Annotated in this window: 14 protein-coding genes and 1 tRNA gene; 6 read left to right on the forward strand and 9 right to left on the reverse strand. The window is 69.9% G+C overall.

Features of this window, described 5'->3' with window-relative positions; genetic code table 11:
• Position 1: 1 nt before the first annotated feature.
• Positions 2-928, reverse strand: a complete 927-nt coding sequence (locus ACWGJM_RS01845) for an aminoglycoside phosphotransferase family protein (RefSeq protein ID WP_453409688.1) — start codon at positions 926-928, stop codon at positions 2-4.
• On the opposite strand from ACWGJM_RS01845, the gene ACWGJM_RS01850 reads away from it, so the two are divergent.
• On the forward strand, positions 927-1,580 hold the full coding sequence (locus ACWGJM_RS01850; protein WP_453409689.1) for a rhomboid-like protein: 654 nt from the start codon (positions 927-929) through the stop codon (positions 1,578-1,580). The genes ACWGJM_RS01845 and ACWGJM_RS01850 overlap by 2 nt on opposite strands.
• 9 nt (positions 1,581-1,589) lie before the next feature.
• Complete coding sequence (locus ACWGJM_RS01855; protein ID WP_453409690.1) at positions 1,590-2,996, forward strand: NAD(P)/FAD-dependent oxidoreductase; 1,407 nt, start codon at positions 1,590-1,592, stop codon at positions 2,994-2,996.
• A gap of 70 nt (positions 2,997-3,066) precedes the next feature.
• On the opposite strand, the gene ACWGJM_RS01860 is transcribed toward ACWGJM_RS01855, so the two are convergent.
• A tRNA-Thr gene (locus tag ACWGJM_RS01860) sits at positions 3,067-3,140 on the reverse strand.
• Positions 3,141-3,463: 323 nt separating this feature from the next.
• On the opposite strand from ACWGJM_RS01860, the gene ACWGJM_RS01865 reads away from it, so the two are divergent.
• The 3 genes from ACWGJM_RS01865 (at position 3,464) to ACWGJM_RS01875 (ending at position 6,137) form a co-directional block, all read left to right on the forward strand.
• Positions 3,464-4,600 (forward strand): ABC transporter ATP-binding protein, encoded by a 1,137-nt coding sequence (locus ACWGJM_RS01865; protein WP_453409691.1) that lies wholly within the window; start codon positions 3,464-3,466, stop codon positions 4,598-4,600.
• A gap of 210 nt (positions 4,601-4,810) precedes the next feature.
• Positions 4,811-5,275 (forward strand): hypothetical protein, encoded by a 465-nt coding sequence (locus ACWGJM_RS01870; protein ID WP_453409692.1) that lies wholly within the window; start codon positions 4,811-4,813, stop codon positions 5,273-5,275.
• A gap of 130 nt (positions 5,276-5,405) precedes the next feature.
• Positions 5,406-6,137: a nucleotidyltransferase family protein gene (locus ACWGJM_RS01875; RefSeq protein WP_453409693.1), complete on the forward strand. Its 732-nt coding sequence runs from the start codon at positions 5,406-5,408 to the stop codon at positions 6,135-6,137.
• 148 nt (positions 6,138-6,285) lie between these two features.
• Here the strand turns inward: ACWGJM_RS01875 and ACWGJM_RS01880 are convergent, their stop codons facing one another.
• The 7 genes from ACWGJM_RS01880 to ACWGJM_RS01910 form a co-directional block, all read right to left on the reverse strand.
• Entirely contained in the window at positions 6,286-7,938 is a 1,653-nt protein-coding gene (locus ACWGJM_RS01880; RefSeq protein ID WP_453409694.1) for a DoxX family protein, read from the reverse strand.
• Between the two features lie 266 nt (positions 7,939-8,204).
• Positions 8,205-9,146, reverse strand: a complete 942-nt coding sequence (gene rlmB / locus ACWGJM_RS01885) for a 23S rRNA (guanosine(2251)-2'-O)-methyltransferase RlmB (protein WP_453409695.1) — start codon at positions 9,144-9,146, stop codon at positions 8,205-8,207.
• A gap of 112 nt (positions 9,147-9,258) precedes the next feature.
• The gene (gene cysS / locus ACWGJM_RS01890) at positions 9,259-10,662 is read right to left on the reverse strand and encodes a cysteine--tRNA ligase (RefSeq protein WP_453409696.1); all 1,404 of its coding nucleotides are present in this window, start codon (positions 10,660-10,662) and stop codon (positions 9,259-9,261) included.
• 140 nt (positions 10,663-10,802) lie between these two features.
• Positions 10,803-11,207 (reverse strand): PPOX class F420-dependent oxidoreductase, encoded by a 405-nt coding sequence (locus tag ACWGJM_RS01895; protein WP_453409697.1) that lies wholly within the window; start codon positions 11,205-11,207, stop codon positions 10,803-10,805.
• Positions 11,208-11,262: 55 nt separating this feature from the next.
• On the reverse strand, positions 11,263-11,760 hold the full coding sequence (gene ispF, locus ACWGJM_RS01900) for a 2-C-methyl-D-erythritol 2,4-cyclodiphosphate synthase (RefSeq protein WP_453409698.1): 498 nt from the start codon (positions 11,758-11,760) through the stop codon (positions 11,263-11,265).
• Complete coding sequence (gene ispD / locus ACWGJM_RS01905) at positions 11,750-12,502, reverse strand: 2-C-methyl-D-erythritol 4-phosphate cytidylyltransferase (RefSeq protein ID WP_453409699.1); 753 nt, start codon at positions 12,500-12,502, stop codon at positions 11,750-11,752. Before ispD ends, ispF begins: the two co-directional genes overlap by 11 nt.
• Before the next feature lie 359 nt (positions 12,503-12,861).
• Positions 12,862-13,344: a CarD family transcriptional regulator gene (locus tag ACWGJM_RS01910; RefSeq protein ID WP_003953493.1), complete on the reverse strand. Its 483-nt coding sequence runs from the start codon at positions 13,342-13,344 to the stop codon at positions 12,862-12,864.
• A 625-nt stretch (positions 13,345-13,969) separates the two neighbouring features.
• On the opposite strand from ACWGJM_RS01910, the gene ACWGJM_RS01915 reads away from it, so the two are divergent.
• A complete protein-coding gene (locus tag ACWGJM_RS01915; protein ID WP_453409700.1) occupies positions 13,970-14,647 on the forward strand; it encodes a DUF461 domain-containing protein in 678 nt (225 codons plus the stop codon).
• Positions 14,648-14,684 lie beyond the last annotated feature (37 nt).

A 14,684-nucleotide genomic window follows, 5' to 3' on the forward strand; every position in this document is an offset into this window, starting at 1 on the left:
GCTAGCCCCCCGGTTCCAGCAGCCGGCGGCCGATCTCCAGCTGCCGCTGCTGAAGCCCCCGCCCGCTCTCCACGTCCCACAGACAGTTCTGGAGCAACCGCCCCAAGGTCCACGCCCGCGCCCGCCCCCGGTCCAGCCCCAGCACCTCCGTCAGCGCGTCGAACCGCCACCGCACCTCGCCCGCGTCGAAGCGGTTGGCCAGGGCGGGCCACAGGTCGAAACCGGGGTCGCCGGACAGCGGCTTGGGATCGATGGCCAGCCAGGGGGCGCGGCCGGCGGCCAGGACGTTCTCGTAGTGCAGGTCCCAGTGGAGGAGGCGGTCGCCGGGCTCGCCGGCGACCTCGCGGACGGCGGCCGCGCAGTCGGCGACCAGGCGGCGGGCCGCGGCGTCCGGGACACGGTCCAGGACCGGCGCGGTCCGCTCCAGCATCGCGTGCGCGATGTCGCCGAGGCGGCGCATGCCCTCCGGCGCCGGGAACGAGGTCAGATGGGCCAGCAGACGGGCGACGACCAGCACGGCCTCACGCGTGTCCGGCAGGTGGGACAGCATCCGGGCCGGATCCAGGCGCTCCAGCAGCATGGTGCCGGTCGCCGGGTCATGCGCGAGGAGACGTACGGCGCCGTCACCGTCCCAGATCCGCAGCGCGGCCGGCTCGCCCACGCTCTCCTCATCCGTCAGCTGTAGTTTCAGCACGGCCGGAGTGCCGTCGGCGCGGACCGCGACCGGCAGGACCAGGGCACTGACGCCGTACATCGACGGCCCGTCGAGACGAAGCCCCCAGCGGTCGAGGAACGCGGCCGCCAGATCCGGCAGCCCGGCGACGAAGGCCCGGCCGGCCGCTCCGTTGTACTTCTCCTGCGCCGCCGCCAACTCGCCCGGAATGTCGATCACCCGTCGGACGTTACTCGTCTGCGTGAATCGGCTCATGCGAAAGAACCGGGGTCCGAGCAGGGTGTGGGCATACGTCCGCAGTGCTCCCGGCACCTATGTGTGGCTGCTGATCCTGTTCTCCACGACGTTCGCGCTGCACCACATGTCGCCGGAGTTCGAACAGCACTTCCTGCGGCAACGGTCGACCAACATCCATGAGCTGTCACAGAACCCGGTACGGGTACTGATCTCCAGCGCGATGTGGATCGACGACGGACACTGGCTGCCGTACGCCATCCTCTTCACCGTCTTCCACGCCCCGGCCGAACGCTGGCTGGGCACCGCCCGCTGGCTCGTGGTGTGCTCGGCCGCGCACGTGCTGGCGACACTGATCAGCGAAGGGGCGCTGCTGAAGGCGATCCAGGACGGGATGGCACCGCATTCAGCCGTCAACACCCTCGACGTGGGCGTGAGTTACGCGCTCGCCGGAGTTGCGGGCGTGCTGACCTACAGGATCGCGGCACCCTGGCGGCACCTGTACCTCGCGACCGTCCTCGTCCTCTTCGCCGTGCCGCTGACCACCGGACCGACGTTCACCGACCTCGGACATTTCGTCTCCGTACTGATCGGGCTGGCCTGCTATCCGCTGGTCAGAGGGCGCGGAAAAGCATGGAATCCGAAGGAGACACTGGCCACCCTCAGGAGTTAACGTCCGCGCATGAGCAGCTCGGCAAGCAGTGTCGTGAACGGCGGCGTCTCCTTCTGGTACACGGACGACGGCCTCCCGGCCGTCCGGGAACCGCTGGCCGGTGACGCGACCGCGGACATCGTGATCGTCGGCGGCGGATACACAGGGCTGTGGACCGCCTACTACCTCAAGAAGGCCGCCCCCTTCCTCCGCATCACCGTCCTCGAACAGAAGTTCTGCGGATACGGCGCCTCCGGACGCAACGGCGGCTGGCTCTACAACGGCGTCGCCGGCCGCGACCGGTACGCGAAACTGCACGACCGCGAGGCAGCGGTACGCCTCCAGAAGGCCATGAACCACACCGTCGACGAAGTCATCGCCGTCACGGAGACCGAGCACATCGACGCCGACATCCACAAGGGCGGAGTCCTCGAGGTCGCGACCACACCCGCACAGCTCGCCCGGCTCAAGGCCTTCCACGAGCACGAACTGTCGTACGGCGAGAAGGACCGCCGACTGTACAGCGCCCGCGAGACCGCCGAACGCATCCGCGTCGCCGACGCCGTCGGCTCCACCTGGACACCCCACGGAGCACGGCTGCACCCGGTGAAGCTGGTGAAGGGCCTGGCAGCGGCCGTCGAAGCGCTCGGCGTGACCATCCACGAATCCACACCCGTGACGGAGATCCGGCCCAAGCACGCGGTCACCCCCTACGGCACCGTCCGCGCGCCCTACATCCTCCGCTGCACCGAGGGCTTCACCGCCTCCCTCAAAGGCCAGCGGCGGACCTGGCTGCCCATGAACTCCTCGATGATCACCACCGAACCGCTCACCGACGACCAGTGGACGGCGATCGGCTGGGACGGCCGCGAAACCCTGGGCGACATGGCACACGCCTACATGTACGCCCAGCGCACCGCCGACGGCCGGATCGCACTGGGCGGACGCGGAGTGCCGTACCGCTTCGGCTCACGCACCGACAACGACGGCCGCACCCAGGACACCACCGTCGAGGCCCTGCGCGACATCCTGGTCCGCTTCTTCCCGGCGCTGGCCGGGGTGCGCGTCGAGCACGCCTGGTCGGGGGTGCTCGGGGTGCCGCGCGACTGGTGCGCGACGGTCACCCTCGACCGCGCGACCGGGCTCGGCTGGGCGGGCGGCTACGTCGGCTCGGGCGTCGCCACCACCAACCTCGCCGCCCGCACCCTACGAGACCTCGTCCAACAGGACTCGGGCCAGACCGGCCCGACAGAACTGACGGACCTGCCCTGGGTCGACCACAAGGTCCGCAAATGGGAGCCGGAACCGTTCCGGTGGCTGGGCGTCCAGGGGATGTACGCGACTTATCGGGCCGCGGATCGGCGGGAGCGGTTGCGGCCGGGTGGCGAGTCGTCGCGGTTGGCCCGGGTGGCCGATCGGGTGGCTGGGCGACACTGAAGCGTTCGCAAAAGTGAATCCGATGAATGATGAAGCCCAGGTCAGGATTGGCCTGACCCGGGCTTTCTTGAGCCCCCTGTCGGATTCGAACCGACGACCTACGCATTACAAGTGCGTTGCTCTGGCCAACTGAGCTAAGGAGGCAGCATGCATCGCCGCGCGAGCAGCGAAGGCTGCTTCACTGTACACAGCCCTCGTTTCCCCAAGCCACGGCGTTCTCCGCTCCACCGGCTCAGAAACTGTTCGTAACCACCGGAAGCACCACACGCGCGCGGCAACACCAAGTGGGAGGTGCTCCGGCACCTTCGAAATTTTCCGCGAAGTTCACACCCCCCGACCTACTGACAGACCAGGTGAACGCCAGGTACCGTCCTGACCCAGTTCACCCTGGTGGACTACACCAGCAACCACCTTCCTACAACGGATCGTCCGGCACGTTCCTGCCGGTAGAAGGGGGCCCATTCACCATGGCCACTGTCTCGTTCGACAAGGCGACCCGGATCTACCCGGGCACCGAGAAGCCCGCCGTCGACCAGCTCGACATCCACATCGAGGACGGCGAGTTCCTCGTCCTGGTCGGCCCGTCAGGTTGCGGAAAGTCCACCTCGCTCCGGATGCTCGCGGGGCTGGAGGACGTCAACGGCGGCGCCATCCGCATCGGTGACCGCGACGTCACGCACCTGCCGCCGAAGGACCGGGACATCGCCATGGTGTTCCAGAACTACGCGCTCTACCCGCACATGACGGTCGCCGACAACATGGGCTTCGCGCTCAAGATCGCGGGCGTCAACAAGGCGGAGATCCGGCAGAAGGTCGAGGAGGCCGCGAAGATCCTCGACCTCACGGAGTACCTGGACCGCAAGCCGAAGGCCCTCTCCGGTGGTCAGCGGCAGCGTGTCGCGATGGGCCGCGCGATCGTGCGTGAGCCGCAGGTGTTCCTCATGGACGAGCCGCTGTCCAACCTGGACGCCAAGCTCCGTGTGTCGACGCGTACGCAGATCGCTTCGCTCCAGCGCCGGCTCGGCATCACCACCGTCTACGTCACCCACGACCAGGTCGAGGCCATGACGATGGGCGACCGGGTGGCCGTGCTCAAGGACGGTCTGCTCCAGCAGGTCGACTCGCCGCGCAACATGTACGACCGGCCCGCCAACCTCTTCGTCGCCGGCTTCATCGGCTCCCCGGCGATGAACCTGGTCGAGGTGCCGATCACCGACGGCGGTGTGAAGTTCGGCAACAGCGTCGTCCCCGTCAACCGGGACGCGCTGAAGGCCGCCTCCGACAAGGGTGACCGCACGGTCACCGTCGGCGTCCGTCCCGAGCACTTCGACGTGGTCGAGCACAACGGCGCCGCCGCCTCCGCCCTGTCGAAGGACACCGAGGACGCCCCGGCCGGTCTCGCGGTCTCCGTGAACGTCGTGGAGGAGCTCGGCGCCGACGGTTACGTCTACGGCTCCGCCAAGGTCGACGACGAACTCAAGGACCTGGTCGTCCGCGTCAGCGGCCGCTCGGTCCCGGAGAAGGGCGCCACGCTGCACGTCGTGCCGCGACCGGGCGAGACCCACGTGTTCTCGACCTCCACGGGTGAGCGACTCTCCGACTGAGCAGTACCCGTCCCGGGTGAAATTCGCCCGGGTTGACCGAGAGGGCCCCGCAGCCTGCTGCGGGGCTCTTTTCGTTGTCGACAAATACCCCGGCAAGAGGGTCATTTCGAGCAGTGTGCGTCAACACCCCACCCGGAAAAGAGGGCTCCGCATCCCCCGAAACGGTGACTGAATGTCTCCAAAACATTACGGCACGCTACCCTCACACGCGTGAAGCACTCCACCAACCAACAGATGCGACGCGGCCACCGGGGCGGCCCTGCCCGCCGGATCGGCCGCACCCTCGCCCTCGTCCTGCCCGTCGTCCTGGTGCTCTCCGGGACCCTCGCGGTCACCCGGGTCAACTGGTCGGGGAACCCCTCGAACTCGGTGCTGACCGCCTCGGACGTCGCCGGGGCAGGCAGGGCCTCCCGGGATGTCACGCGCGCTCCGCAGGACGTGCTGCGCGACCAGTTGATGGACGAGCTACAGGAGAGGAACCCGGGCGTCGTCCTCACTCATCTCCAGCAGGCCGTCAACGGGCACCCGTCACTGGCGAAGCACTGCACCTCGATCGCCCGTGCCCTGGGCCGGGCCGCGGTGCGTATCTACGGCGCCTCGCGCGCGCAGTCGTACGCCCGCCCGGTGTGCGACACGTCCTTCGCCTCCGGCGTGCTGGCCGCGTCCCGCGGCTGACTCTCCCTGAAGGCGCTCTCTTAAGTCGCTCTCTGAAGTCGCTCCCTGAAAGGTGAGCGGCAGGTAACGGCTGCTTGAGGAGCCGGTTGCGTCCGTAAGCCGCGAGTGGGGCGCCGCGTACAGTTCGGTCATGACCGATCCGAATGCCGCGTCGCGCCCCACTCAAGCCGTTGTCCTGGCCGGTGGCCAGGGTTCCCGGCTGCGTCCGTACACCGACGACCGGCCCAAGCCGATGGTCGAGATTCCCGGCACGGGCACTCCGATCATCGGCCATCAGCTGTCCTGGCTCGCCGAGGAGGGTGTGACGGACGTGGTGGTCTCCTGTGGCCACCTCGCCGAGGTTCTTCAGAAGTGGCTGGCGACGGCCGATGTGCCCGTCAACGTCACGACGGTGGTGGAGGCGGAGCCCCTCGGCCGCGGTGGCGGCCTGAAGTACGCGGCCGCCCGTCTTCCGCACCCGGACCGTCCCTGGTACGCCACCAACGGCGACATCTGGACCCGTTTCTCGCTCCGCGACATGGCGGACTTCCACACCGAGCGCGACGCGGTCGCGACCCTCGCGCTGGCCCGGCCGCGCATTCCGTGGGGTGCGGTGAAGACGGACGGCTTCGGGCACATCACGGACTTCATCGAGGCCCCGCCGTCGACCTTCGAGATCAACGCGGGTGTCTATGTGTTCTCGCCAGAGTTCGCCGGTCTGCTGCCGGCGCGCGGTGACCATGAGCGCACCACGTTCCCGCATCTGGCGCGTGAGCGTCGGCTGGCGGGTTTCACGATTCCGCAGGGCGCCTACTGGCGTGCCATCGACACGGCGAAGGATCTGACGGAGGCGGCGAAGGAACTGGCCGCGCTGGGTCGCTGACCGCTGACGGTTCGGCCGGGCGTGAGTGCAGGCGTGAGTGCAGGCGTGAGTGCAGGCGTGAGTGCATGAGTGCGTGCGTGAGTGCGTGCGTGACAGGGCCCCGCACCCGGCAGGGTGCGGGGCCCGTCGTTCGGACGCGGCTGTGCCGCTAGCCCAGGAGGCCGCCCACCAGGCCGGGCTGGCCGGAGGAGGAGCCGCCGCTGCCGGTGCCTCCCGTGGAGCCGCCGCCGGTCGCGGTGCCGCCGGAGGCCGGTCCCGAGGTGGTGCTGGGGGCCTGCTGGGCCGGGGAGGTGCGCTGCCGTGGTGCCTGGCCCGCGGTGCCCTGGGTCTGGCTGGGTGTGCCGCCGGTGACCGTGCCGGTGGAGCGGGTGGCGCCGGGGGTGGTGGCGGCGCCGGAGGGGCTGGCGTCGGTGCCGCCGGTGGACGGGGTGGAGGTCGGTGTCTTCCGGTGGGTCTTGCCGGGTCGTTCGGGGAGCGGCGAGCCGGGGAGGTTGTTGCGGGGGGCCTCGCCGGGGCCGGGGACGACCACACGGTCGGCGTCGCGTACGGCGCCGCCGAGGAGTGAGCCGGCGAGGAGGGTGACGCCGACGGTGAGGGCGGTGACGAGGGCGCCGCGGCGCAGGACGTAGCGGCGCAGTTCCCAGATGTCGGAGCGGGGTCCGAGGGTGCGCCAGGCGTTGCCCGCGAGGCGGCCGTCGACGGAGTAGACGGGGGCGCCGGCGATGATCAGGGGCGACCAGGCGGCGAGGTAGATGATGTCGGGGGCGTCGTAGGCGGGGACGGTCTTCCAGGTGACGGTGACGATCAGGGCGGCGGAGAGCATGGCGCCGAGGACGGCGGCGACGCGCTGCCAGCAGCCGAGGATGGTCAGGACGCCGACGACGACCTGGAGGAAGGCGATGACGAGGCCGGAGCCGACGGGGTGCTGGAGGGCGAACTGGCGCAGGGGTTCGGCGGCTTCCCAGGGGTGGAGGGTGTTCAGCCACTTGACCATGGAGCCGCGTTTGCCGCCGTCGAAGTAGAGCGGGTCGCAGAGCTTGCCCATGCCGGCGTAGATGGAGATGAAGCCGAGGAAGAGGCGCAGGGGAAGCAGGACGACGCCGAGGTTCATGCGGCGGCCGGGGTAGTAGGCGTGCCGGGCCGGGTCGTCGCTGTGGCGTTTGGGGTGGGGTTCGGCCGGGTCGTCGTCGTCCGGGTCGGCGTAGTGGTCGTCGGGGTGGGCGTAGTGGTCTTCGGGGTCGAGGTAGTGGTCTTGGAGGTGGGCGGGCGGGTCGTAGGCGCTGCCGACGGTGGGCATGGGGGGCAGGAGGCGGGTCTCGCCGGCGGCGGGGGCGCGCTGGGGGCCGACGACGGGTGTTTCGACGGTCTGTTGCAGCCCGTCGTACACGTCGTCGTAGTCGGTGGGGTAGCCGGTGGGATAGCCGGTGGGGTAGCCGGTGGGATAGCCGACGCGGGGGATGACCTGGGTGGCGCCGGCGTCGGTGGCGGCTTCCTCGGCGTGGCGGACGCTGCCGCCCCGCACGGCCTGGAGCAGCCGGTGGGCGCCGGTGTCGTCGGGGGCGGAGCGGCCGCTCCAGACGACGGGACGGCGGCGGGCGGTGTCCGCGGTGGCGCTCGGGTGCCGGGCGATCCGTTGGGATTGGGTTCGCCGGGTCGAGGCGCCCAGCTGCACGCGGAAGCTCGCGTGATTGACGATGACCTGCGCCGGATCGCTCGGCACCTTCACCATGCTCAGCGCGGGAGCGTCGTCGTATCCCGACGAGCGGTCCCCCGTGGGTGTGCGGGGTGTTCTGGTGTCCACACTCAACTAACCGAGTGACGTGGTGTTAGGACACTGCTTTGACCGCCCGGATGTGTCCGGACCCCGTCAATCTCGTGCGTGTCGCCCGGTTTGACCCGCACGAGTGACCCCGGGTACGTCTGTTCAGCCGCGTCGGCGTGCCGCTTCGGCCCCTGCTTCTGCCGCCCTCGCTCGCTTCGCGCCCGTCGCGGGCCGACCGACGGTCACGGCGGGCGGCTGCGCAGGCCTCCGGCCGGGCGGGCTCCACCCGCCCGCGCCGACTGCCCTCAGGCGCGCCGGCGAGAGGCTTCGTACAGCACGATGCCCGCCGCCACACCGGCGTTGAGCGACTCGGCGCCGCCCGGCATCGGGATGCGGACCCGGAAGTCGCAGGTTTCGCCGACCAGCCGGGACAGGCCCTTGCCCTCGCTGCCGACGACGATGGCGACCGGTCCGCCGAGGGCTTCGAGCTCGTCGAGTTCGACCTCGCCGTCGGCGGCGAGGCCGACGACCACGATGCCGGCCTTCTTGTACGCCTCGAGGGCGCGGGTGAGGTTGGTGGCGCGGGCGACGGGCGTACGGGCCGCGGTGCCGGCGGAGGTCTTCCAGGCGCCGGCCGTCATGCCGGCGGCACGCCGTTCGGGTACGACGACGCCGTGGCCGCCGAAGGCGGAGACGGAGCGGACGACGGCGCCGAGGTTGCGCGGGTCGGTGACGCCGTCGAGGGCGACGATGAGGGGGTCCTCGCCCTCGTCGTAGGCGGCCTGGGCGAGGTCCTCGGGGTGGGCGTACTCGTAGGGCGGGACCTGGAGGACGAGGCCCTGGTGGTTGAGCCCGTTCGTCATCCGGTCGAGCTCGGGGCGGGGGGCCTCCATGAGGTTGATGCCGCCGCGCTCGGCCGCGAGCTGCAGTGCCTCGCGCACCCGCTCGTCGTTGTCGATGAACTGCTGGACGTAGAGGGTGGAGGCGGGTACGCCCTCGCGCAGTGCCTCGAAGACGGGGTTGCGGCCGACGACGAGTTCGGAGGTGGACCTGCCGCCACGGCCCCGGGCCGTGGGGCGGCGAATGGCCTGCTTCGCCTTGGCGTTGGCGACGCGGTTCTTCTTGTGACCCTTGCGCATCTCGGCGGGCGGGGTCGGGCCCTTGCCCTCGAGGCCCTTGCGCCGCTGGCCGCCACTGCCGACCTGCGCGCCCTTCTTGCCGGACATGCGGCGGTTGTTAGCGGCCATGACCTACCTGTCTGTGTGGAGCGTGCGTATGTACGTATAGGCAGTGTGCCGCCCGGGGAGCCGGACGGCACAATCGATCAAGAAATCGATCGGGAAAGCGGTCATCGGGGGATCAACGCGGGCCGAGGCTCCAGCGGGGGCCCTGGGGGCTGTCCTCGATGGTGAGGCCGGACTGGTTGAGCTGGTCGCGGATGGCGTCCGCGGTGGCCCAGTCCTTGCGGGCGCGGGCGGCCTCGCGCTGGTCGAGGACCATGCGGACGAGGCTGTCGACGACCCCGTGGAGGTCCTCGCCGCGGTCGGCGCCTTCGCCGGCCCAGTGCTCGTCGAGCGGGTCGAGGCCGAGGACGCCGAGCATGGCGCGCACTTCGGCGAGCCGGGCGACGGCGGCCTCCTTGTCGTCGGCGGCGAGGGCGGAGTTGCCCTGCCGGACGGTGGTGTGCACGATCGCCAGGGCCTGCGGGACGCCGAAGTCGTCGTCCATGGCCTCGGCGAAGGCGGGCGGGACCTCGGGGGCGGGTTCCACGACTCCCCCGGCCTTCTCCACGACGCGCTGCACGAAGCCTTCGATGCGGGCGAACGCGGACTCGGCCTCGCGCAGGGCCTCCTCGCTGTACTCGATCATCGAGCGGTAGTGCGGGGTGCCGAGGTAGTAGCGCAGGACGATGGGGCGCCACTGCTTGACCATCTCGGAGACGAGGACGGAGTTGCCGAGCGACTTGGACATCTTGTCGCCGGCGATGGTCACCCAGGCGTTGTGCAGCCAGTACCGGGCGAAGTCGTCGCCGAAGGCCTTGGCCTGGGCGATCTCGTTCTCGTGGTGCGGGAAGATCAGGTCGATGCCGCCGCCATGGATGTCGAAGGCGCTGCCCAGGTACTTGTGGGCCATCGCCGAGCACTCCAGGTGCCAGCCGGGGCGGCCGGGACCCCACGGTGTCGGCCAGGTGGGCTCGCCGGGCTTGGCGGTCTTCCACATGGCGAAGTCGCGGGGGTCGCGCTTGCCGGTCTCACCCTCGCCCGACGGCTGGAGCAGGTTGTCCAGCTCCTGCCGGGACAGCTCCAGGTAGCCGGGGAAGGAACGCACGTCGAAGTAGACGTTGCCGTCGGCCTCGTAGGCGTGCCCGCGCTCGATGAGGGTCTGCATCATCTCGACCATCTCGGTCACGTGGCCGGTGGCGCGGGGCTCGTACGTGGGCGGGAGGCAGCCGAGTGCGGTGTAGCCGTCGTTGAAGGCGCGCTCGTTCTCGTACCCGATCGCCCACCAGGGCCGGTTCTGCTCGTGCGCCTTGGTGATGATCTTGTCGTCGATGTCGGTGACGTTGCGGATGAACGTGACGTCGTAGCCGCGGTGTTCGAACCAGCGGCGCATGATGTCGAAGTTGAGGTACGAGCGGACGTGCCCGATGTGCGGCGGTGCCTGCACGGTGGCACCACACAGGTAGATCGAGACACAGCCCGGCTTGAGCGGGGTGAAGTCACGGATCTGCCGGGCGCTGGTGTCGTACAGGCGAATCGTCACCACTCCAGGGTAGTGGGCGCGGGGCAGTGCCTTGCGACCCTTCTACCGAAGGGCCACGTATTCGTGACACAGCGGACGCCGCCGGACGCCCCGGAGGGGCGCACCCCGCCGGAGGGGCTGTTTCTTTCAGCCCGGCCGGCTCACAGACTCCCCACGACCTTCCGCGGGCGGATCCGCACGACCAGCCGCTCCGCGTCCTGCGCGGAAGCCGGATTGAATTCGGCGTACGGCTTGCCGGTGTACTTGAGGCTCAGCTCGTCGATGAGTGCCTGGCCGCCTTCGGTGGTCGTCTCGGCGGTGCCGCGGATCTCGGCGTACTCGTACGGGGACTCGGGGTCCTGGACGACGACGTCGGCGCGGGGGTCGCGGTCGAGGTTCTTCGCCTTGCGGCGGTCGACGGTGGTGGAGATCAGGACGTCGTCGCCGTCCCGCTTGGCCCAGACCGGGGAGAGCTGGGGGCTGCCGTCGGGCTGGATGGTGCCGAGGACGACGAAGACCGGGCCGTCGAGCAGGGCTTTGAGGCGGTCGGAGAGAACGGCGGGCATGGGGTACCTCCGGGACCTGGGTCGCTGGTCACTTCGCAGGTACCCTCACACGCTCTCAGCTCACCCGCACCACGAGCGCCGTCGCCACGGCCATCAGGCCCTCGTCGCGACCGGGGAAGCCGAGCCCGTCGGTGGTGGCCCCGGACACGGAGACGGGGGCGCCGGCAGCCTCGGAGAGGATCTTCTGGGCCTCGTCGCGGCGCTTGCCGATCTTCGGGCGGGGTCCGACGACCTGTACGGCGATGTTGCCGATCCGGAAGCCGGCCTCGCGGACGATACGGGCGGCCTCGGTCAGCAGGGTGATGCCGGAGGCGCCGGACCACTCGGGGCGGCCGGTGCCGAAGTGCTGCCCGAGGTCGCCGAGGCCGGCGGCCGAGAAGAGGGCGTTGCAGGCGGCGTGCGCGACGACGTCGGCGTCGGAGTGTCCGGCGAGGCCGGGTCCCTCGCCCTCCCACCTCAGGCCGGCGCACCACAGCTCGCGGCCGTCCTCGAAGGCGTGGATGTCGGTGCCGATGCCGACCTGGGGCAGCACCGGCAGCGGCTCAGAAGCCATCGTTGAGCCTCCTGCGGGCGAGGACCGCCTCGGCGAGGACGAGGTCGAGCGGGCGGGTGACCTTGAAGGCCTCCTCGTGGCCGGGGACGGTCACGACCCGCAGGCCGAGCTGTTCCACCATGCTCGCGTCGTCGGTGACGTCGTCGGTGACGTTCTCGTGGGCGCGCACAAGGGTGTCGCGGTCGAATCCCTGGGGGGTCTGCACGGCGCGCAGCCGGGCCCGCTCGGGCGTGGCGACGACCGGCTCCGGTTCGCCGGGGGTGGCGGCCGGCTCGACTTCCTTGACGGTGTCGGCGAGGGGCAGCGCGGGGACGACGGCCGGCGCGCCGTCGCGTACCGCCTCGATGACGGCGTCGACGGTGTCCACCGGGACGAGGGGGCGGGCGGCGTCGTGCACCAGGACGACGCGGTGGGCGGGCGGGAGCGCGTCGAGGCCGAGCCTGACCGATTCCTGGCGGGTCTCGCCGCCGGGGACGACCAGGAAGTCCGTCCGCTCGGGCAGGGCGTGCGCGTCGAGGAGGGACTTGACCTCGGCGGTGCCGTCGGGCGGCGCCACGACGATCACCAGGGTGACGGCGCGGGAGGCGGCCATCGCGCGGACCGCGTGGATGAGCATGGGTGTGCCGCCCAGCGCGCGGAGCGCCTTGGGGGCGCCCGGACCAAGGCGTACGCCCCGGCCGGCGGCCGGAATGACGGCGGCGACGGGCACCGGCGCGTGCGAAGGGCGCGAATCGTCAGACATCGGTTCCTGTCAGGTTTGTGTGCGCGGCCTGCGTGGGTATGGCCTCAGCGTGCCACTGGGCGCGCGTCTTGACCGGACCCTTCCGTGACACCGGTCGAGTCGGCTGCCCGGGCCCGGCACGCTCAGTATCGGGGCCCCCGATGACAACGGCATCAGTGATCGCAGCAGTCGCGTACGAGTCCGTGTACGCGTCGCGGACGGCGGGTCGTACGAGTCATGTGCTGCGGTGTACGGCGGCTGCGTACGCATACGCACGAACATGCCGCAGCGCCCGGCGACAGGTGGTGTGTCATCGGGCACCGCGGCATTTCACTGTGATGAACGTGCCGAACGGGGAGGGCCTGTCGGAGGCCGGTCCGTCAGGACGCGAGGACCTCGTCGAGCAGGGCCTCGGCCTTGTCCTCGTTGGTGTTCTCCGCGAGGGCGAGCTCGCTCACCAGGATCTGGCGGGCCTTGGCGAGCATGCGCTTCTCACCGGCGGAGAGTCCACGCTCACGCTCGCGACGCCACAGGTCACGCACTACTTCCGCGACCTTGATGACATCGCCGGAGGCGAGCTTCTCCAGATTTGCCTTGTAACGACGGGACCAGTTCGTGGGCTCCTCGGCGTACGGCGCGCGCAGCACCTCGAAGACCCGGTCCAGCCCGTCCTGACCGACCACATCACGCACGCCGACGAACTCCGCATTGTCCGCTGGCACACGTACCGTCAGGTCACCCTGGGCGACCTTCAGCACCAAGTAGGTCTTGTCCACGCCTTTGATCTGGCGAGTTTCGATGGCCTCGATCAGCGCGGCCCCGTGATGGGGATAGACCACGGTGTCGCCAACCTTGAACGTCATGTGACAGGTACCCCTTCCGTGGCTATCCAGAGTAACACGGATACGGCGTCTTCTGAATGGCGTTTTCGCAGGTCAGGGCATATCTCGGGGCTTGACAACAGCGACAGGAACGTGCTTCGGGAGGTGTGCGGAAGCAGGTATTCGCAGGTCGGAGCGGCTGTCCGGGCGAGGTGAAACGCGTACGTCACACACATCCGGAGGCTCCCCCAAGCGGCTGAACGTCCACATTTGTCCGGTTCCAAGTGTGCGACTTGCGCTACTCCGTTCGGTGTCCGGAGCCGGATACGAGACGAATCCGGAATTGATCACGAGGGGGTTGCGATCAGTCGGCTGATCGGCCTACTCATCGGTACGTGATCAATGCGTGATCAATATCCGGGTGGCCGTGCATTCCTTCACCGAAAATTTGCGGGCCGCGTTATGTGAATGCCGGACGAGGAAGCGGCCAATGCGGATCGGGGGTCACTCGAGGGGCGCGGGGTACCCCCTGCTGGAGGGAAGCGCGGGCGTTGGGGAGGGTCGGGTGCGGCCGGTCGGGAACGGCTCGGTAACCTGAGGCCGTTGACAGACACTTAGGGCGGCTTTATAAGGAGGTCGCCCCTGCGTTCAAGGAGTTGCCGCCGCCGTGAGCAGCAGCATTCGACGCGGCGCCCTCGCCGCCTCCGCCATCGTCTTCTCGATCGCCTCGCTCGCCGCCTGCGGCGCCGGCAACGACCCCCAGACGCTGGAGATCAAGCCGGACAACGCGGCCACCTCCGTGGGCACCATCAAGATCCAGAACGCCACGGTCATCACGCAGCCCGACATGCAGTCGACCGGGCCGGCCGTGGTCTCCGCCACCATCTTCAACGGCGACACCAATCCCCAGACCCTCGACTCGATCACCGTCCCCGGCACCGGCAAGACCGCCAAGCTCAGCCCGGCCAAGGGCAAGGACCTCACCATCCCGGCCGGCGGCTCGCTGATCCTCGGCGGCAAGGACAACGCCTCCGCCGTGCTGGACAACACCAGCGAGGCGCTCCAGGACGGCAACGCCCAGAAGATCACTTTCACCTTCAGCCAGACCGGTGACGTGAGCCTGCGCGCCTTCGTCTTCCCGGCCAAGAACTACTTCAGCGCATGGGGCCCGAGCGAGATCCCGGCCGCGTCGGCCTCCGGCTCGCCCGCCGCCGGCGCGACGGCGAGTGACAACTCCAAGCCGTCGAAGCCGTCGAAGGGCAAGTCCTCCCCCTCCCCGAGCGACTCCGCGACCGTCGGCTCCACCCCGAGCGACTCCGCGTCGGCATCGGCCACGGCCCACTGAGCCACACGCCAGAAGGGCGGCACCCCTCCCGGGGTGC

It is taken from the genome of Streptomyces sp. NPDC054834, from assembly GCF_053611185.1.